Raw genomic sequence first — 19,543 nt, 5'->3', positions numbered from 1 at the left:
ACCACGTTAGTTACCGCACGCCCTCCTTGGCGTAGGTCACGCGCAACACGTGGCCCACCTCCGGGCCCATCACCGCATCGGTCAGCTCACAGAACGTCGCGACGAACTCCGGCCCGTGGGCGGGCTCCGCGCGGCAGACGTGGTGGGCGATCTCGTGCAGCACCACCAGTTCCCGCAGTGCCCACGTGGTTTGCCGTTCGGGCACCGCGATGGTGGCGACGTTTCCGTCGTACTCGTAATGCGCTGCGGTGACGCCGCGGCGGGCGCGCACGGTCAGTGACTCTGTGTCGGGCCACCTCTTCCGCACGGACGGATGGGCGAGCACGTCGTCGGCGTAGCGCTGTACCGAATCCACCGAGGCGAACCGCGCCTCGGGTGGCAGGGTGATGTTGGCGCCGAAGAACTCGACGGTGCCGTTGCCGTGTTCGTGCACGCGGTCGAACAGCGTCCGCACGAACTGCTCGGCGGCGTAGACCCGTGCCCGTTGATCGTCACGCGGCACGGCGCGCCATCAGCGGTCCAGGGCGCCGCGTGGCCCGGCGAATTCGGTGCTCGGCCCCAGCCGGGCCCGCTTCCCTGCGCGGTCACCGGCGCGGCGTGCGGCCGAGGAGTAGCCCGCCGATGCGCTGTTGGCACGCCAGGTTCCCCTGGCCTTGGACGCCTCGCGGTAGAACGACTTCAGCTCGATGTCCTTGTTGCGCAACGCGAGTTCGGTGCCTGGGCGGCGCTCGCGGTCCTTGCTGGCCTGCGCCTTGACCTCCTCCCGCGCATCGGTCAGCCGCTGGCCCACCCGGGCGCCGTACGCCAGCTGGAAGTTCAGCCTCGCGGTGATGGTGGGGGTCGGCCGGTGCTGGCCAGACGCGATGTACCCCTCGGAGGCCTTCACCATCTGCATCACCAGGCTGGCGTAGAGCGCATGGGTGGCGTCGATGTCCTCGGCGAATCCGTAGGCGTAGACGAACGTCGAGTTGGATGCGACGTCGCACTTCAGGTCGTTGGCGAGACCGATCACCACGAACAACTGAACGTAGGTGCGCAGCCCCTTGGTGCCTGCCTCGCCGATGGTGATGGTGCGTTGCACCGGCGCCTGCGCAGGCGAGCGGGTCGCAGCGTGCGCGCGGGCCACGGCCAGGTCGATGGACGTCGTGGTGGCCAACCGTTGCGCGGCCGCCATGAACGCGTCGGCTTCGTGGGTGTTGTCGGTGCTCTCGGCCTGGCGCAGCAGTGCAGCGATGCGCGCCAGCATCTTGTCGTCGGTCATGCGCGGATCCGCTCCGCTTCTCGCTTGTAAGTCATGGCGTCAACTTATGGAACCAGTACGACTTTCCCTCTGGCGTGGCCGGTCTGCAGGTACCGGTGCGCCTCGGTCGCCTCATCGAGGGAAAGCGTCTTGTCCACCGTCACGTCCAACTTGCCGTCGGCCGCCAGTGCGATGACTTTCGCGCGGGACGCGTCGCGGATCTCCTGACCGCCGTCGGCGCCGGTCAGCACCGCGATGCCCAGCTCGCCGGCTCTGGCGAATCCGGCGATCGTCGCGATGCGTCCGCGGTCGGCGACCAGCTCGACGGACGTGTCCAGCGCCTCGTCGGTGCCGACGAGGTCGAGCGCGGCGTCGACCGCACCGATGGCCCGCACCCGATCGGCCAGCCCTTCGCCGTACGCGACGGGCTCTGCGCCGTATCCACGCAGCTGATCGTGCCGCGCAGGGCTCGCGGTGGCGATCACCTTGGCCCCGCGCGCGACCGCGAGTTGCACCGCCATCAGGCCGACGCCACCGCTGGCGCCGTGGATCAGCACGGTGTCGCCCGCCCCCACAGCCGTCTTCGTCAACAGGTGCCATGCGGTGCCTGCCACCAGGAGCAGCCCCGAGGCTTGCTCGAAACTCAATGAGCCGGGCTTGTGGCCCACGTCAGAGGCGTCCGCGAGCACCTGCTGGGCGTAGCCGCCGCGGATGTTGGTGACGATCACCTCGTCGCCGACTGTCAGTGGTCCGGTGTATCCGGTCGCGCCTGGTGTGACCGCGGCGATCACACCGGCCACCTCCATGCCGATCGGCATCGGCAGATTTCCGGGATCGCGGCCCATGTCGCCGCTGTAGAGCTTGTAGTCGATCGGGTTGGTGCCCGCCGCGCGGACGTCGACGAGCACCTGACCCGACCCAACATTGGGCAGCTCGATGTCTTGCAGCGCAAGGACTTCCGGTCCTCCGTAGCCTTCAGCGAAAACAGCTCTCGTCATGGGGCGAAGTCTAGTCGGTTCCACGCTCCGAGCTGCGGGCCCGGTCCGCCGATGAGTTTCGTGCCGCCCGTCGGTCTCACCTCTGCACCAGAAACCGACGACGCCAAGGACCCGAATGACGACTGACCACGACGTAGTGCCGTTCCGGATCGAGATCCCCGACCACGACCTGGAGGACCTGCAGTCCCGGCTCGCCCAGGTCCGATGGGCACCGGAACCGGTGGGCGGTGGCACGGGTTATGGCGTGCCCGTCGCGCGGGTTCGGGAACTGGTCGAATTCTGGCGCGAACGCTACGACTGGCGCGCCTGGGAAGCGCGACTCAATGTGCATCCTCAGTTCACCACCGTGATCGATGGGACCAAGGTGCACTTCCTGCACGTTTGCTCACCGGAGCCGAACGCGCTGCCGTTGATCCTCAGCCACGGCTGGCCCGGCTCGATCGTCGAGTACCTCGACGTCCTCGGGCCGCTGACCGACCCGCGCGGACATGGTCTCGATCCGTCGACGGCGTTCGACGTCGTGCTGCCCTCGTTGCCGGGGTTCGGATTCTCGGGTCCAACTCCCGACACCGGGTGGGGGCCCCGACGCATCGCCCGAGCCTGGGCCGTACTGATGCAGCGACTCGGGTACCAACGCTACGGCGCGGCAGGCAATGACTGGGGCTCGTTCATCTCACCCGAACTCGGCAGGGTGGCCCCAGACGCCGTGGTCGGCGTCCACGTCACCCAGGCCTGGGCCACACCGCCGGACGACGACCCCGCTCACGTCGCCGCATTGTCGCCTCGGGATCTCAACGCGTGGAAGGCTTTCCGAGACTTCGATGATCTCGGCTCGGCGTACGGCATGGTGCACGCCCAGGTGCCTCAAACGCTGGCCCACGCGCTCGCCGATTCGCCCGTCGGGCTGCTCGGGTGGAACGACCAGTGCATGAACGACCTCGACACCGACACCCTGCTCACCCACGTCTCGATCCACTGGCTGACGGGAACTGCCGGTTCGGCGATTCGCATCTACGCCGAAGACGACCGCCAGGAGGCGCTCATCGGTCCCACCACCGTGCCCCTCGGCGTCGCCCAGTTCCCCGGCGACCTTCCGTCGGTCAGGGCCTTCGCCGAACGGGAACACGCGAACATCGTGTCGTGGACCGACTATGACAGGGGCGGCCACTACGCCTCCCACCAGGCGCCCGACCTGCTGGTCTCCGGCCTTCGAGAGCTGTTCGCCGGGTTGCGCTGAGGCCGTGCGGAACTATGAGGTCCTGCGGAACTACTTGCCGACGAAGCCGTCGAGTCCGGCCACCAGCTGGGGCGATAGCGGATCTTGTTTGGAGTAGTTGGCAACGTTGTCGGTCGGGTCGTCGCGCAACACGTGGTTGACGCCCTTGAGTTCGACGACGGTCAGGGCTGTGTGACCGAGCGCGGTAGTCAGTGGCTTCTCGGCTGCGCAACCGGCCTGGGAGTCGGAGTCCGAACACGTGACGAGCACGGGGGTGCCCGCGGCCAGCTTGGCGGCGAGCGCGAGCGGATCGATGGCGTCGGACTCGACGACGGCCTTGACGTTGCCGGGGTTGAGGATGGCGCCGAGCCCCTCCGGCAGCTTGGCGGGGGCGGTGCCCTTGGTGCGTGCTTCCTCGACGGCGGCGTTCCATGCGTTGACTACGTCGTCGGCCTGTTGGCGGGTCTTGGCCCCGGATGCCACGTCGGCGTCGATGCTGGTGTGCACCCTGGCGGTGATGATGTCGAGGTAGCGATCCGGCAGCGGCTGGAAGAGGCCCAGCGAGTGGACTTTCGGCGCATCCGGCGCGGTATCGGTGGCCAGCGCCATCGCGTGGACGGTGCCCTCCCCCAGCGCGTACACCGAGATCCGCGTCTTCTCGGTGCCCGGCTTCTTGGCGAGGAAGCGCACTGCCGCCTTGGCGCCCGAGGTGTAGACGGCGCTGCCGACGTCGGCGGGGTGCTGCGCATAGGGACCGATGCCGGTCTTGCCGGTACCGACCTTGTCGTAGCGCAGGCTCGCGATCCCCTTGCCGGACAGGTACTCCGCCAACTGGCGCATGTTGCCGACCGGGCCCGCCACCGCGTTGTCCCCGTTGCGGTCGGTGTTGCCGCTCTCCGAGATGAGCAGGGCGGCCGGGCCTGGCGCGTCGCCGCCCTGGTGACGGTAGGTGCCGTAGATGGTCAGACCGTCCGCGACGAAGGACACCTCTTCCTCAACCCAGCCCGCAGGAGACACCGTGGTCGTGGCCGCTGTCGTTGCGCTCTGGCTCGCCGCAGGGGTGTCGGCGCCGGATGAGCAGCCCGCGATGGCAAGCACCGCGGCTGCCATCCAAACGAGCTGTCTGCCAACGGCTCTCACAACCGAACCTCGATCCAGGACACCACGTCGTCGAGCACCAGCGCTTGTTCGGGCTCGTTGAAGACTTCGTGATACAGCTCGGGATAGACCTTGAGATGCGCGTCGATCGGCCCGACGCACTCGAGGAGCCTGCGGCTGCCTTCGACCGGAATCAGCTTGTCCTCGGCGCCGTGCACCACCAGCAGCGGCGCGGTCAACGATGCGGCCCGCTGCGGCATCCTCTCACCGACGCCGATCAGTGCCTTGGCGATCCCGGCGGGCAGCTTGCCGTGGAAGACCAAGGGATCGGCCTCGTATGCGGCGACCACCTCGGGATCGCGCGAGACCGCGTCGGCAGGGAGATTCTCGACGGGCAGGCCGGGCAGCAGGCTGCCGACCACCTTCGCGACGGTGATCATCACCGGCGACACCGCGTCCTGGGCGAACACCGCAGGACCGGACAACACCATGGCCGAGTAGTCGTCGGGGTGCTCGACGCCGTAGGCGAAGACGATGCCGCCACCCATGCTGTGGCCGAGCACGATGCGCTTGAGCTCGGGGTGCGCGGCGGTGGCGATGCCGACGAGGTGATGGAAGTCGTCGGTGTACTCGGACATGTTCTTGAGGTAGACGCGCTTGCCGCCGGAGCGGCCGTGACCGCGGTGATCGAGCGCGTAGGTGATCAGCCCGCCCTCCCCGAAGCGCTGCGCGACGTGGTCGTAACGACGGGCGTGCTCGGCGTAGCCGTGTGCCAGGATCACCACGCCGAGCGGGTCGGTGTCGGGTGTCCACACGTCATAGACGATGCGGACCCCGCCAACACCGTCGAAGCTGCGTTCGCTGCGGGTCGTGGCCATCAGGGGAGACTATCTGCCTGTCCTGAACGCGGTTCTTCCCAAATGACGACGTTCGCCGTTGCGTGCATGTTGTCGGTGCCCGTGGGTACCCTCGTGAGCGTGAGCGTCCTCGCGGAAGATCCGGTCGGTTTCGAGTCCAAAGACGCCTTTCTCGCCGATGCCCAGCGGTATCGGCGTGAGCTGCTCGCGCACTGCTACCGGATGACCGGTTCGCTGCACGACGCCGAGGACCTGGTCCAGGAGACCTACCTGCGAGCGTGGAAGTCCTACGAGGGCTTTCAGGGCAGATCGTCGGTGCGCACCTGGCTGTACCGCATCGCCACGAACACCAGCCTGACCTCGCTCGAGGGTCGCCAACGCCGGCCGTTGCCGTCCGGGCTCGGGCAGCAGGCGTCCGACCCCCGTGGCGAGATCACCGAGCACAACGAGGTGCCCTGGCTCGAGCCGCTGCCCGAGTCACCGCACGAGACCCCGTCCGATCCGTCGGTGATCGTCGGTTCCCGCGACTCGGTGCGGCTGGCGTTCATCGCGGCCCTGCAGGTTCTGCCTGCCCGCCAGCGTGCGGTGCTGGTGATGCGCGACGTGCTTCAGTGGAAGGCCGCCGAGGTGGGCGCGGCGATCGGTACGTCCACCACCGCCGTCAACAGCCTGCTGCAGCGCGCCCGCGCGCAGCTCGAGGCGGTCGGCCCCAAGGAGGACGACGCGATCACCCCGCCGGAGGACCCCGAGGCGCAGGACCTGCTCGGCCAGTACATCGCCGCATTCGAGGCCTACGACATGGACAAGCTCGTCGAGCTGTTCACCGCGGAGGCGATCTTCGAGATGCCACCGTTCGACGGCTGGTATCAAGGCCCGGAGAACATCATCGCGCTCTCCAAGACGCACTGCCCCGCCGAAGGCCCTGGCGACATGCGCTTCCTGCGGACCATCGCCAACGGCCAGCCGGCTGCCGCGCTCTACATGCTCAACCGGGAGACCGGCGTGCACGAGGAGTTCCAGCTGCACGTGCTGGAGATTTCGGCTGGCGGTGTGTCGCACGTGGTGGCATTCCACGCGGGCGACGGAATGTTCGAGAAGTTCGGGTTGCCGGCGCGCCTCTAGCCCTCGGGGATCACCGGCAACGTGACACTCGACGGGTGCGCCGCGTCGTGCAGGATCGTCTGCGTCGCGGGCACGGTTGCCGCGCTCTGGCCGAACGGTTCGCCGGTATTGGGGTTGGGGGCGAACTGCGGATAGTCGCTACTCGAGATCTCGAGCCGAATGCGATCCCCGGTCCGCAATTCGTAACTGGTGGGCCATATCTGGATCCGGTAGGCGTACGGCTGATTGGGCGTGGCCTGCGTCGGATTCGACAGCGAGTCGCGGAACGACGTGCGCAGGATCCCGTTGTTGAGGTTGATGACCTGACCGTCCGGCTTCACCACCGTCAGCTTGGCGGTGAAGTCGGTGTCGGGAGCCGTTGACTGGGCCCACAGGTTCACCGTGGTGGGTCCGGTGATCTCGGTGTCGTGCGGCAACGGAGCGCTGCTGTAGACGAGGACGTCGGAACGCTGCTCGACGGGGTTCTGGTCGTAGGGACCTTGGGGGCCGGACTGTGGGCCACAGCAGGAGTGCCCGCCGAGGCTCGGCGCGGGGAAGTTCGGGTCGTAGGTGTAGACGTCGGGTGACTCCGCCCCAGGGGGAGCCTCGACCAGTTGGCCCTTGCGATCGGCAATGCCACCCGGTCCGGACAGGTAGTAGGCCGTCGGCTTGGTCTGCGGCAGTGGCCAGCCCGTTGCGGTCTTCCAGACGTTGGCACCCATCAGGAAGTAGTCCACCCGTGGTGTGCCCGCGGATGCCTTGGTGCCGTCGTCCGTGCCGTTGTCCTTGCCCTTGAGGAAGTGGTCGTACCAGTCGAGCATCAGTCCTTTGATCGGGCTGTTCGCGACGGGGCCGATCGCCTTGAGCATCGGCGCGGGTTCTGATTCGGGTCTGCCCCAGTCGACGTGGTCCCACGGTCCGATGACCAGGCGCTGATTGGCGCGGGCGTTGGCGTTCGCGCCGTGAGCCACCATGCCTGCGAAGTTGTCGACACCGCCGGCCAAGAAGGCGTCGTACCAGCCTTCGAAGTGCAGCACTGGCACCGTCACCGACTGGTACCGGTCCCGGATGCTGAACTGCCGCCAGAAGTCGTCGCGCGTCGAGTGCCGGATCCAGTCGAAGTACCACGGCGCGACGGCCGGGTTGTCCGGTTGCATCGGTGGTAGGTCCTTGAACGGACGGAAGTCGAGCCACCTGGTGGGATCGGCTGCGGCAGAGGCGAGTTCGTGGACGGTCGCTTGGTCGTTGCGGTTCTTGGCGGCAGTCGTGGCGATCGACTCGATGGCCCACGGCAGCACGAAGGCCAAGCGGAACTCGCCACCCTCGTACGTCCAGCCGTCGTAGTAATCCGATGCGGTGTTCGCCGGAACGATGGTGACGAGATGTGGCGGGGCGGTGACGGCGGCAAGCCACTGTGTGGCGCCCACATAGGAGGAGCCATACATGCCGACCTTGCCGTTCGAACCGGGCAACGCCGCCGCCCATTCGACGGAGTCGTAACCGTCGGTCTGCTCATGGGTGAACTCACTGAACGTGCCGCTCGACGTGCCCTGCCCCCGAATATCCTGCACGACAACGAGATAACACTGCGACGCAAACCAGTCAGGCGACTGGTAGCGGGACCCGGCCTGCGCGCTGGTCTTGCCGTACTGGGTGCGCATCAGGATCACCGGAACACCGTCTTGGCCTTGCGGCCGGTAGACGTCGGCACGCAGAACGGTGCCGTCGCGCATGGTCGCGGGGACGTTCTCCTGTTTGGTCACCGCGCATGGTCCGCGACCCGGGTCCGACGCCCATGGCCCCGCGCTGGGCTGGCTGCCGCGGTCCCCAGAGCACCCGCCGAGGACCATGGTCACGACGGCGACGATGGCCGCGACCCGAATCACGACGGAGGGCACGCGATCACGCTAGCGCGGTCGACTAGACGCGCGTACGTACCCCCCGCCGCTTCGCTCGCCCCAGTCAGGCGCGGACACGGAACGAGACGTTCTGACTACCCATAACCACTGGTAGAAGGCCTCTCGATTGCGCTTTCTGGAACGTGTTCTATGATCGCCGCCATGAAGACCAAGGGTGCTCTGCTGTGGGAACTCAACTCACCGTTCAAGGTCGACGAGATCGATCTCGGCGATCCGGTCGCCGATGAAGTGCAGATCAAGATGCACGCCGCAGGCATGTGCCACTCCGACTATCACCTGACCACCGGCGCCACGCCGATCGGTCTGCCTGCGCTCGGCGGACACGAGGGTGCGGGCGTGGTGACCAAGGTCGGCAAGAACGTCACGGGCATCGAGGAGGGCGATCACGTCATCCTCGCCTTCATCCCCGCGTGCGGGCAGTGTCCGTCCTGCCTCAAGGGCTACCGCTCGCTGTGCGACCGGGGCGCGCTGCTGCTCGGCGGCAAGGCCATCGCCGACGGGACGTCGCGCGTGCACGCCGGCACGCACGAGGTGTCGCCGATGAACCTCCTCGGCACCTTCGCGCCGTACATGACGGTGCACAAGGACTCCGTGGTGAAGATCGACTCCGACGTGCCGTTCGAATCCGCGGCCATCATGGGCTGCGCGGTGCCCACCGGCTTCGGCTCGGCCACCAACGTGGCCGACGTTCAGCCCGGCGAGACCGTCGTGATCGTCGGCGTGGGTGGCATCGGCATGAGCGCGCTGCAGGGTGCCGTGATCTCCGGCGCCCGCAACGTCATCGCGATCGACCCCAACGAGTGGAAGCGCGACCAGGCGATCAAGTTCGGCGCAACGCACGTCTACCCGTCCATGGCCGAGGCCATCGGCCCGATCATCGACGTCACCCACGGCGTGATGGCCGACAAGACCATCATCACCGTGGGCGAGATGCGCGGCGAGTACATCGAAGAGGCGATGACGCTGACCACCAAGACCGGCACCTGCGTGGTCACGGGCATGGGCTCGATGATGGACTTCGACGTCAAACTCAACCTGTTCCTCTTCACGATGATGCAGAAGACGTTGAAGGGCAACATCTTCGGCGGCGGCAGCTCGCACATCGAGACGCCGAAGCTGGTCGGCCTGTACAAGGCGGGCCTGCTGAAGATCGACGAGATGGTGACCAGCACCTACTCGCTGGACAACATCAACGACGGCTACCAGGACATGCTGGACGGCAAGAACATCCGCGGCGTCATCAAGTTCGACGAGTCGGACTGGTAGCGCCCTACTTCGGCGGCATCCGGATGCCGCCGTCCACGCGGACGACCTCGGCGTTCATGTAGGAGTTGGTGATCAGCTCGACGACCATCGAGGCCAATTCCTCTGGCTTGCCGAGGCGGTGCGGGAACAGCACGGACTCACCGAGCTTGGCCTTGAACGCCTCCGACGCCTCCCCCTCGCCGTAAATCGGGGTGTCGATGAGACCGGGGGCGACGGTGTTGACGCGGATGCCGACCGCCGACAGGTCGCGAGCGACCGGAAGCGTCAGGCCGACGACGCCGCCCTTGGACGACGAGTACGCGGCCTGCCCGATCTGACCGTCGAATGCAGCGACGCTGGTCATGTTGACGATCGCGCCGCGCTCACCGGTATCGGTCGGATCGAACCGGCTCATGGCGGTGGCGGCGATCCGGATGCAGTCGAAGGTGCCGACCAGGTTGATGGCGAGCACCTTCTTGTAGGCATCGAGGTTGTGCGCCGAGGCGAACTCGCCGTCCTTACCGATGGTGCGCTGGGCCCAGCCGATGCCCGCCGAGTTCACCAGGGCCCGCAACGGTCCGAGGTCGACCGCGGTGTTGACGGCGTCCTCGATCTGCTCGGTGTTGGTGACGTCGACCGTGACGAACACGCCACCGATCTCCTTGGCGAGCGCCTCGCCGCGTTCGGCCTGAAGGTCGGCGACGACGACGCGTGCGCCCCGGTCGGCCAACTGACGTGCCGAGGCCGCTCCGATGCCGGATGCCCCACCTGTGACGATTGCGCTAGCTCCATTGATGTCCACGTGGACAGATTAAGCAGGAGACTGCCCCAGCCGTGCCAGGACCTGCGATGTCCACGTGTCCAGCGCGCGCAACTGGGCGGCGCTCGCCCCCTTGAACACGACGTCCCTGACCAATTCGGCGTGACCCGGGGCGGCTGACGTCAGCGCCGCACGGCCGTCGTCGGTGAGGTCGACGGTGGCCGCCCGGCGGTCGTCCGCGGCGCCGCTGCGCACGACCAGTCCACGCGCCCGCATCCGGCTCAACTGGTGCGAGAGTCGACTCTGCTCCCACCCCAGTCGCTCGCCCAGCTCAGCGATCCGGCACCCCCGCTGTTCCTCCAGTGCGACCAGCACGTCGTAGTCCGCCAGCGAGAGCCCGCAATCGGCCTGCAGCTGTCGGCTCATCGCCGACTGCAGGCGTGCCGTCATCGTCAGGTAGTTGCGCCACACCCGTTGCTCATCCGCTGACAGCCACACGAAATATATGACACATCATCTATGTTGTCTTGTCCAGTGCCTGCCACCTAGGCTGGCGAAGACCTCCCGAGGAGTCACGACCCATGACCAGCACCGAAACCATCGACATCAGGCGTGCAACGGATCGCGCCGCCACGAAGATCTCGTGGCTGGATTCCAAGCACTCGTTCTCGTTCGGCGCGAGCTATGACCCCACCAACACCCACCACGGGCTGCTGCTGGTGAACAACGACGACCGGGTGGCACCGGGTACCGGATTTGATACTCATCCGCACCGCGACATGGAGATCGTCACCTGGGTGCTGCGCGGGTCGCTGGTGCACCAGGACTCCACCGGCCACTCCGGTGTCATCTATCCCGGTCTGGCGCAGCGGATGTCTGCCGGGAGCGGGATCCTGCACTCCGAGAAGAATGACTCGTGGACGCTCACCGGTGACGAAACCCACCAGGAGCCCGTGCATTTCGTACAGATGTGGGTGGTTCCCGACGAGTCCGGCGCCACCCCCGGCTATCAACAGCTCGAGATCGACGACGAGTTGCTCCGCGGCGGCTTGGTGACCATTGCCTCCGGCATGCCCGAATACGCCGACGACGCTGCGATCACGATCCGCAACCGCTACGCCGCCCTGCGCGGTGCGCGCCTGCAACCCGGACAGAGCATCGAGCTACCTCACGCTCCCTATCTGCACCTGTTCGTGCCCCGCGGCGAGGTCACCCTGGAAGCGGCAGGCCCGCTGTCCGAGGGCGACGCCGTCAGGTTCACTGCGTCCGGTGGCCAGCGGGTGACCGCGACGGCACCATCCGAGATCCTGGTCTGGGAGATGCATGCGGGTTTGGCTGCGGCGTAACCACCTTCGAGCGAGCGTGGCCGTCGGTCTGATCGGCGTGCTGCTCGCGGCGTGTTCGTCGGGCCCAACGCCCACCCCCGCGTCGACCACGCGCCCGCCCGCCGAGGTTGGCCTCGAGGAGGTCACCGTCCAGGTGCCCGACGAGCTCGCGGCGCGACCGTTCGACGAACCGCGAAAGGCGCTGGTGCCCAAGGGTTGGACGCTGTCCGTGTGGGCCCGCATACCGAAGCCGCGGCTCGCGGCGTGGACTCCAGACGGCAACCTGTTGGTGTCGGTGCCGAGCACCGGGCAGGTGATCCGACTGCAGCCTACGGGCGTGGGTCCGCGGGTCAATCTGCTCCTCGAGGGCCTTGACCAGCCGCACGGGCTGACGTTCTCGGGTTCGACGCTCTACGTCGCCGAGAGCGACCAGGTGGATGCGTACGACTATGCCGACGGGAACGCGACCAACCCGACCATCGTCGCGTCGGGCCTGCCCGACGCGCGGAGCGCAGATCTGGGTGGCGCCTACTCGCATGCGTTGAAGAGCGTCGCCGTGGGACCCGATGGCGCCGTGTACTTCTCGATCGGGTCGACCGGAAACGTGTCCGCCGGTGACCGCACCGCGACCCCGCCGCGCGCAACCATCATGCGGGTGCCTCCCGGCGGCGGCCCTGCCCAGCCCTTCACCACGGGCGTGCGCAACGGCACCGGCCTGGCGTTCGCACCGGACGGCACGCTGTGGGCGGCGGTCAACAACCGCGACAACGTCCCCGTCCCCGACCAGGGCCCGTCCTACGGCCAGGTGGTGCCCGACTACGTCGACGAACGCCCTCCGGAGTCGGTCGCCAGGCTGACTCCGAGCCGCGAATTGGGTTGGCCGTACTGCAATCCCGATGGCGGTCCGGCCAACCTCCCTCTGATCCGCGACGTCCAGACCAACGCGGACGGCAGCAAGCTCGATTGCTCCGCGCTTCCTCCGATCGAGCAGAGCCTCGGCGCGCACTCCGCGCCGCTGGGTTTGAGCTTCGTCGACGGCACTCTGCCGGAGCCCTATTCCCACGGTGCTCTGGTTGGCGTGCACGGGTCGTGGAACCGTCAGCCCCCGCGCGCACCCGAGGTGTCGTTCTTCCCCTGGCGCAATGGCGGTCTCGGCGATCAGCAGACCCTGGTCGGCGGCTTCCAGGCCTCCGACGGTTCACGGTGGGGTCGCCCGGTCGCCGCAGTCCTCGGCCCGGACGGCTCGGTGTACATCACCGATGACTACGCCGACGCGATCTATCGGCTGGCCCCACCCGGGCGCTGACACACGCGTGCAGCAGTAGCAAACAACTTCGCGGGCAACGCAATTCGTCTGTTGCGCGATCGTGATGCGGCTGTGATGAAAGTTGACAGTGAGTTAACTGTGAATATTGTGTTCTCATCGGGTAGGGATCAGCCGAAGGGACGACAGTGCCGAAGACTGCCGCAAAGTTTCGACGGTTCGGCGCGTGCGCGACGACGTTGGCGCTGTGCGCCGTCCTGGCAACGACGATGGGAGCCCCCACCGCGCGGGCGGCCGACGGTCGCGAACTCCTCGCGAATGCCATTGCGGCAACCCGCGGTCAGTACCTGGTCTACAACTTCGGCGGTGGCAACGCCGCACCGATGCTCAACGCCGGCGGCTCCTGGTACGAGATGAGCAGCGGCGGGCACTTGATGATCATCAAGTCCGCGTCACAACGGCTAACTCCCCGGCTCCTCGTCGACTCGCACTCCGGCTACCAATCCCGCTGCGAACGGACCGCAGGCGCGCGTACCAGCGAGGGGCTCTGGCAGGCCTCGGAGGTCTACACGCCGCTGCAGGCCTGGAATGCGCTCGGGTCGCCCACGATTGCGATCAACGCCAACTTCTTCGACGTACGCGGACAGAAGGGCGGCTCCTGGAAGACGACCGGCTGCAGTTCACCGCTTGGGGCATACGTCGACACCACGCGCGGCCAGGGCCGCGCCAACGCCGCCGTCACCGGCACCATCGCCTACGCCGGGAAGCAGGGCCTGTCCGGAGGCGACGAGACCTGGTCGGCGTTGACGACCATGATCCTTCCCGTCGCGGGCGTGCCCTTCGTCATTCCGCCGAAGTCGACCAACGACTACGACGCCGCCTCCCCCGTGATCCAGGATCTGATGGACAAGGGCACGCGGTTCGTCGCGGTCAGCGGTCTCGGCTTGCTGGCGCCGGGCGACACCGGGCAGATGAACGACCCTGGCCCTAGCGCGGCCCGTACCGCGATCGCCTACGCCAGGCAGAAGGACGAGATGTACGTCTTCCAGGGCGGAAGCTACACCCCCGACCAGCTCCAGGACCTGTTCCGCGGGTTGGGCAGCGACTCCGCGATCCTGCTGGACGGTGGCGGTTCGTCGGCGATCGTGCTGCGGCGCGAGGCCGGCGGCATGTGGGCGGGCGCCGGGGTGCCCAAGGGCTCCTGCGACACCTACCAGGTGCTGTGCGACTCGCGCGAGCGCGCGCTACCAAGCTGGCTGGCCTTCGCCTAACGCCTCAGGCCGCGTTGCTCGAGGAGCCACCCGCCGACGAGCCGCTCGACGATGCTGCGCTCGATGATCCGGCGCTCGACGCTGCGGCACCGGCGGGTTCATCCTTCTTCGCGCCTTCGTCCTTCTTGCCGCTCTCGGACGCGCCCGTCTTCTCGCCGGGCTTGGCGTCGGTGGACGCGTTGGGGCTGTTGCGCACCACGTTGAGCGACGGCTTGTCCTTCTTGGGCGTCTTGTCGGTGCTGCTCGACGTATCGGCGCCGGGCTTGCCGTCCTCGTCGGCCTTGGCGTGCTTCGGCGTCGAGTCCTTGGCGGCCGGAGGCGCATCGGTGTCGGGCTTCGCATGCTTCGGACCCAGCGAACCATCGGTTCCCGCTTCGGATTCCGTCGACGCTGGCTTCTCGACCGGCTTGGTGACGGTGTCTTCCGCAGCCGGCGTGGTGACGGGTTCGGTGGCAGTGGTTTCGGTGTCGGTGGTCGGCTTCTCGACCACCGTCGGATCCTTGACCGTCGCCTCCGTGGTGGCGGTCGGGTCCTTGACCGTCTCCTCCGTGGTGGCGGTCGGGTCCTTGACTGTCTCGCCTGCGGCGTCGGTGGTGGCAGTCTTCTCGGAATCGGCTGCCGGAGTGACAGTTTCGTCGGTCGCTCCGCCGGAGATCGACAGCCGGGAGAACGCAGCGTTCGCCTCGGGGATCGAGGAAGCCGTCAGGTTCGACGTGGCCAGCGGGGCCGCAGCTGCACCAATGCCGAGTCCACCGAGGAGTCCGCCGAGCAGCCCACCAAGTCCACCGAGGATGTCGCCGAGGCCGCCGAGCGGATTCGTCGCTCCCGAGCCACCGGCCGCAGGCGCGCCGCCGGGCAGGATGCTCCCGAGCCCACCACTGAGCAGCCCGTTGAGCAGGTTGGAGAGCACGTTCGGGGTGTTCGGCGTCGGGTTGGCGCTGAAGAACTCCTTGGTGAAGCCGCCAACCAGCTGGTTGATGACGTCCCCGAGCACCCGACCGTAGTCGATGTTGGCGAAGGAGAAGAACGGCGTCTCCGTGCCTGCGTTGGTGAAGTCCCGGGTATAGGTGCCGTCGGGGTTCTGGACCACGTTGGCGTAGCCGATGTTGATCAGCGTGTTCAGCGCCGGGCCAAGCGCATTCGCCAGCTTCATGGGGATGGCCGCCAGCGGCGAGAGACCCACGATGTTCAGGAAGTCGGAGGCCAGGTACAGCGGCTCCAGCATCGGCGATGTCGCCGAGTGCAGCGTGACGTACACGTTGAGCGACAACGGCTTGTTCAGGTCCAGAGCGTCCTTGACCAAATCGTCGACCTGACCGAGGATCTGGTCGCCAAGATTGTCGAGGCTCAACCCGCGAAGCATGTAGGTGGGCAACAACCCGGCCGCGAGGTTGTTCGCGAGCGTGAACGGATTCGGCCAGGACGCCAGGTCCGACAGCGGCTGGTACTCGTAGGTCGCATCGATCAGGATCGGCAGCACGTTCGCCGCACCCAACTCGATGCCGGTGCCGAGTACGGGAACGCCCGTCCCGTCGTTGGTCACCTGGGTGGTCGGGTTCACGGTGTTGATGCCGAACAACGACGCCAGTGCCCCGAACCGGGCGAAGGCGCCGCCATCGGGGCGCGCCGGGTTGTTGATCAGTATCAGCGGGAGGATCGTCAGGCTGCCGACCAGCGGGTCGAGGCCGGCGTACGCCGAGCCACCCGGCTGGTACTTCAGTTGATCCAGCACCTGCTGGTAGGCCGTTGCGGCGGCGAATGCGCCCAATCCGCTCCCGACGGTGGGAATGACGCGCAGGTCGATGACGTCGGGGAGATTGCTGGTCAGTGGATCGGTGATGCGACCGATCAATGCGGCCAGCTGAGTGATGAGGGGCCCTATCACGGGGATGGGAAGCCCGCTGTTCTCCAGCTTGTCGAGCACCAGGTCGAGCACGCCGTCGACGCCAAGCTTGAGGTAGGGGGTGTTGTTGATCTCATTGGCCACTCCGTTCGGCGTGGCAGGCAGCCATCCGAGGTCGAGGCCGAGCAGCTTGAGCCCGGTGAATATGTCACCCGTGGTGACCACGTTGAGGCCGGGCACGGCAAGACCCGCGAGGTTGAGCGGATCGGCTAGATCCAGCCCCAGCAGGGCCAGGAGTCCCGTCAGGGTGCCGTCCGCAATCTGGGTTATGCCGAGCAGGTTCAGGATGCCGGTGAGGAGCCCAAGGTCCCCGCCCGTCAGTTGCCCGAGCGCCGGCCCCAGGATCGGAAGGTCGAGCGAGAGGGCGGCCAGGATCCCCGGAAGCAGGTTCGCCGGGAGATCGGCGAGCAAGGTCTGGAGCAGGTGCTTGGGATCGATGCCGACCGCCTGCGCCAGGCCGGTCAGGTTGATCCCGTTGATCACGGCTCTGGAGATCTGGTCGGTGAGGGCCTGCCCGCCGCCGTAGATCTGGCTGCCAAGGCCTCCGGTGAGGTCGGGCACCTGATCGTGGTTTGGCAGCAACCTGATGGCGGCCGCGAGGTCGACTGGTGTTTGGACGACTTCCGAGTGGACCGTTGCTGGCGGTGCGGCGATGCCGACGGTCATCGCGCTCGCCGTTGCGGTAGCCGCGCTCAGCATGGCGACCCGCCTCGCCCTTGCGCCGATTTTGCGATGCCTGCCGGCCATCCGACCAGTCCTTTCCCCGAACGTGTCGCCCACTTACGTGGACGTTAACATTTACGCAGGCGCCAATACTAGAAATTGCTGGCAAATTCCCATCGCAAGTACGTGCAGCTCCCGTGTCGCCGGGATCAGCGCCGCCACAACGAGGTTCGACGGCCTTGCGTCCCGCAAACATCACTGGCAGCGCTCTTCGTATTTCGATTAGATGTACTCATTATCTTTACGATAGCGGCCACCTGCGCTGCGGGCTCGGCCTGAGCTGGGCCAACTCATGACGTTTCCGTCAATTAGGAGGCAGTGAGCGCGGTGCTGGCGGCTGAACCGGCCTGCGCGGCGTAGCCTGCGCCGAACAGCACGACGTGCGCCAGCAACGGGTACAGCTGGTGCAGCCCGGTTCGTAGACGCCAGCCAGGCCGTAGCCGCCGTCGCTCCTGGTAGCCGTCGATCACGGTGTCGAGGAAGGGACAACCGAACAGCGCCAACATTGCTAGGTCGGTCTCGCGATGGCCACCGTGCGCGGCGGGATCGATCAGGACCACGCCGTCGGCGGTCCACATGACGTTGCCACTCCACAGGTCGCCGTGCAGTCGTGCAGGCCGGTCGTCGTCGTCGAAATCCCCCCGGCTGCACCTCGAGATCACCGCCTCGACGTCAGCGCTAACGTCCGCACCCAACCGTGGCGCGGCCAGTTCGGCCATCGGCGCGAGACGTTCGGTCGCGTAGAAGGCGCCCCACGTCCGGTGGCCGGTCAGCGACATCGGCAGCGGCTGGTGCAGCGGACCGAAGAACCCGGGTCCGGTCCAGCCGTCGGGCGGCGCACCGAACGCCGTGGCACCGGCATCGTGGGTGTTGGCCAGCGTTGCACCGAATCGGTGGGCTGTTGCGCGGTCGGGCGCCACCGAGCTCAGCCGCTCCAGCGTCAGACTCGTTTCGTCGTGACCGATGACCCGCGCGCAGGCCGCTCCGCCCTGCGCCGCCGCGAGCCACCTCAGACCCGCGACTTCGCACGCGAAGAAGCCTGGCGGTGCCGCGGGCGCACGCTTGACGAAGACCTGCACGGATTCTGACTACGGCTGTCCGGAGACCTTGCGCAGCACCAGGTCGCGAACGGCGGCGGGCAGGTTGGCCATCAGGATCACCTGGGCCTTGGGGCCGGCGCCGACGACGTAGCGAGCGCGTGGCCGTCGCGTGGTGAGCGACGTCTCGACCACGGCAGACACCTTGGCGGGATCCACCGCCATCCGTTGCGCCATGGGGACCATCTTCTTCATGCCAGCGATGTGCCTTGCGTACAAGGCGCGCTGGTCGGGCGTCAGCGCGGCCTCGGCCTCTTCGACCATGGTGTCGGCCGTTCGCCACATGTCGGTGTCGGTCTGCGCGGGTTCGACGATCACCACCGGAATGTGCCACGGCCGCAGCTCCATTCGCAGCGCGTCGGCGGCGGCCTCCAGCGCGAACTTCGATGCGCAGTACGGCCCGACCATCGGCATCGACAGCCTGCCGTTGACGCTCGAGATGAACACGATCCTGCCGTGCGACGCCCGCAGCCGTGGCAGCACCGCGCGCGTCACGGCCAGCTGCCCGATGACGTTGACCTCCAACTGCCTTCGCCAGTCATCGGTACCAACGGCCTCGATCGGCCCGCCGACGGCGATGCCTGCGTTGTTCACGATGCCGTCGAGACGTGCTGGCAGCGATTCGGAGAGTTCGGCGATGTGCGCATCATTGGTCACGTCGAGAATGACGGCCTTGATCCGGCGTGGATTGGCCGCGGTCACCGCAGCGGCGGCCGTCTCGCTGCGCACCCCGGCGATCACATCCCAGTCACGACCCGCGAGGTGCTCGGCGATCGACCGACCTATGCCCCGGCCAGCGCCGGTGACGAGTACAGATGGCATGACTCAGGCTAACCGTGGTCCGTGGGGACCCGAGCGGGACCGAACCTGAAGATCGCGGCGCTGACGGCGACCACGACGGCGGCCAGTCCGATCACCGGTGACACGGTGAACCGCGTCATGGTGGCACCGACGACCGCGCCCCCGAGCATCGTCAGGACCACCCCGTAGCGGAGCTTCTCCCGCTGTCCGGTGCCGCCTGCGAGTCGGCTGTCGAACCCGATGCCCACGATGGTCTGCGTCAGGACGGTGGTGCTGAGTTCCTGGATGCCGAACTGCCTGGCCGCCGCGTTCTGGCTGCCGAAGCTGACGGCGAGTCCGGCGATGATGATGAGCCGGTCGTAGCCCTGATAGGCCAACACGCCGGTGCCTGCCAGGATCGACAGGGTCGTCAAGATCAGCACCTCGATGCCGAGCGCGACCGTCAGCCAGCGGCGCACCTCGGTGTCGAGGTGGCGCGCAAGTCGTCCGCCGAGCACCGTGCCTGCGACGAAGCTGACGAATGCGACGACGGCGGCGGTCAGGTCGACGACGGTGTGCTCCACGAACCAGAAGCCAAGGAAGATCACGTTTCCCGTCATATTTGCGACGAAGACGTGGCCGAGCACCAGCACGCTGATGGCGTCGACGAGCCCGGTGGCGAACGTCAGCAGCATCAGCGCGACGACCGTCATCCGTTGGGACACAGGCGATTCAACTGCCATGGC

Annotated in this window: 18 protein-coding genes; 6 read left to right on the top strand and 12 right to left on the bottom strand. The window is 67.3% G+C overall.

The genetic code is table 11. The features are described 5' to 3' along the window. Positions 1-10: 10 nt before the first annotated feature. The 3 genes from HNP02_RS16290 to HNP02_RS16280 are packed head-to-tail and all read right to left on the bottom strand — an operon-like array spanning position 11 to position 2,238. Entirely contained in the window at positions 11-502 is a 492-nt protein-coding gene (locus tag HNP02_RS16290) for a TIGR04338 family metallohydrolase (protein WP_184440223.1), read from the bottom strand. Positions 503-511: 9 nt separating this feature from the next. Continuing rightward, a complete protein-coding gene (locus tag HNP02_RS16285) occupies positions 512-1,261 on the bottom strand; it encodes a DUF2786 domain-containing protein (protein ID WP_184440221.1) in 750 nt (249 codons plus the stop codon). Between the two features lie 44 nt (positions 1,262-1,305). Beyond that, complete coding sequence (locus HNP02_RS16280) at positions 1,306-2,238, bottom strand: NADP-dependent oxidoreductase (protein WP_184440219.1); 933 nt, start codon at positions 2,236-2,238, stop codon at positions 1,306-1,308. Positions 2,239-2,353: 115 nt separating this feature from the next. Between HNP02_RS16280 and HNP02_RS16275 the strand changes: the two genes are divergently transcribed. Beyond that, complete coding sequence (locus HNP02_RS16275; protein ID WP_184440217.1) at positions 2,354-3,475, top strand: epoxide hydrolase family protein; 1,122 nt, start codon at positions 2,354-2,356, stop codon at positions 3,473-3,475. Between the two features lie 30 nt (positions 3,476-3,505). Here the strand turns inward: HNP02_RS16275 and HNP02_RS16270 are convergent, their stop codons facing one another. Together HNP02_RS16270 and HNP02_RS16265 are read right to left on the bottom strand one after the other, a co-directional pair. Next, complete coding sequence (locus HNP02_RS16270; RefSeq protein WP_184440215.1) at positions 3,506-4,564, bottom strand: hypothetical protein; 1,059 nt, start codon at positions 4,562-4,564, stop codon at positions 3,506-3,508. A gap of 26 nt (positions 4,565-4,590) precedes the next feature. Continuing rightward, a complete protein-coding gene (locus tag HNP02_RS16265) occupies positions 4,591-5,430 on the bottom strand; it encodes an alpha/beta hydrolase (protein WP_184440213.1) in 840 nt (279 codons plus the stop codon). A 66-nt stretch (positions 5,431-5,496) separates the two neighbouring features. Here HNP02_RS16265 and HNP02_RS16260 point away from each other — a divergent pair, with 66 nt between their 5' ends. Further along, positions 5,497-6,531 carry a sigma-70 family RNA polymerase sigma factor gene (locus HNP02_RS16260; protein ID WP_375373684.1) on the top strand — a complete coding sequence of 345 codons (1,035 nt, stop codon included), beginning with the start codon at positions 5,497-5,499 and terminating at the stop codon, positions 6,529-6,531. Here the strand turns inward: HNP02_RS16260 and HNP02_RS16255 are convergent. Beyond that, the gene (locus HNP02_RS16255) at positions 6,528-8,360 is read right to left on the bottom strand and encodes a CocE/NonD family hydrolase (RefSeq protein ID WP_184440770.1); all 1,833 of its coding nucleotides are present in this window, start codon (positions 8,358-8,360) and stop codon (positions 6,528-6,530) included. The two genes, HNP02_RS16260 and HNP02_RS16255, sit on opposite strands and share 4 nt — an antisense overlap. Positions 8,361-8,570: 210 nt before the next feature. Here HNP02_RS16255 and HNP02_RS16250 point away from each other — a divergent pair, with 210 nt between their 5' ends. Further along, positions 8,571-9,695, top strand: a complete 1,125-nt coding sequence (locus HNP02_RS16250; protein ID WP_184440209.1) for an NDMA-dependent alcohol dehydrogenase — start codon at positions 8,571-8,573, stop codon at positions 9,693-9,695. Positions 9,696-9,699: 4 nt separating this feature from the next. Here the strand turns inward: HNP02_RS16250 and HNP02_RS16245 are convergent, their stop codons facing one another. Together HNP02_RS16245 and HNP02_RS16240 are read right to left on the bottom strand one after the other, a co-directional pair. Further along, the gene (locus HNP02_RS16245; RefSeq protein WP_184440207.1) at positions 9,700-10,476 is read right to left on the bottom strand and encodes an SDR family NAD(P)-dependent oxidoreductase; all 777 of its coding nucleotides are present in this window, start codon (positions 10,474-10,476) and stop codon (positions 9,700-9,702) included. 9 nt (positions 10,477-10,485) lie between these two features. After that, entirely contained in the window at positions 10,486-10,941 is a 456-nt protein-coding gene (locus HNP02_RS16240) for a MarR family winged helix-turn-helix transcriptional regulator (RefSeq protein ID WP_184440768.1), read from the bottom strand. Between the two features lie 74 nt (positions 10,942-11,015). Between HNP02_RS16240 and HNP02_RS16235 the strand changes: the two genes are divergently transcribed. The 3 genes from HNP02_RS16235 to HNP02_RS16225 all read left to right on the top strand — a co-directional run bounded on the left by HNP02_RS16235 (position 11,016) and on the right by HNP02_RS16225 (position 14,294). Beyond that, positions 11,016-11,780 (top strand): pirin-like bicupin family protein, encoded by a 765-nt coding sequence (locus HNP02_RS16235; protein ID WP_184440205.1) that lies wholly within the window; start codon positions 11,016-11,018, stop codon positions 11,778-11,780. Beyond that, the gene (locus HNP02_RS16230; RefSeq protein ID WP_184440197.1) at positions 11,758-13,065 is read left to right on the top strand and encodes a sorbosone dehydrogenase family protein; all 1,308 of its coding nucleotides are present in this window, start codon (positions 11,758-11,760) and stop codon (positions 13,063-13,065) included. The genes HNP02_RS16235 and HNP02_RS16230 overlap by 23 nt, the downstream gene beginning before the upstream one ends. Before the next feature lie 146 nt (positions 13,066-13,211). After that, positions 13,212-14,294, top strand: coding sequence for a phosphodiester glycosidase family protein (locus HNP02_RS16225; protein ID WP_309241579.1), 1,083 nt, complete (start codon positions 13,212-13,214; stop codon positions 14,292-14,294). 4 nt (positions 14,295-14,298) lie between these two features. Here the strand turns inward: HNP02_RS16225 and HNP02_RS16220 are convergent, their stop codons facing one another. From HNP02_RS16220 to HNP02_RS16205, 4 genes are all read right to left on the bottom strand, one after another. Then, a complete protein-coding gene (locus HNP02_RS16220) occupies positions 14,299-16,896 on the bottom strand; it encodes a hypothetical protein (protein ID WP_184440195.1) in 2,598 nt (865 codons plus the stop codon). 332 nt (positions 16,897-17,228) lie between these two features. After that, positions 17,229-17,999, bottom strand: a complete 771-nt coding sequence (locus tag HNP02_RS16215; RefSeq protein ID WP_184440193.1) for a fructosamine kinase family protein — start codon at positions 17,997-17,999, stop codon at positions 17,229-17,231. A 9-nt stretch (positions 18,000-18,008) separates the two neighbouring features. Further along, positions 18,009-18,839, bottom strand: a complete 831-nt coding sequence (locus HNP02_RS16210; RefSeq protein ID WP_184440191.1) for an SDR family NAD(P)-dependent oxidoreductase — start codon at positions 18,837-18,839, stop codon at positions 18,009-18,011. Positions 18,840-18,847: 8 nt separating this feature from the next. After that, positions 18,848-19,540: a YoaK family protein gene (locus HNP02_RS16205; protein WP_184440189.1), complete on the bottom strand. Its 693-nt coding sequence runs from the start codon at positions 19,538-19,540 to the stop codon at positions 18,848-18,850. Positions 19,541-19,543 lie beyond the last annotated feature (3 nt).

Origin of the sequence: Mycobacterium sp. AZCC_0083, assembly GCF_014202335.1 — a bacterium.
Taxonomy (GTDB): Bacteria; Actinomycetota; Actinomycetes; order Mycobacteriales; family Mycobacteriaceae; genus Mycobacterium.
Note: the sequence above shows the minus strand (reverse complement) of the source record. Positions and strands in the feature narration are given on the sequence as shown.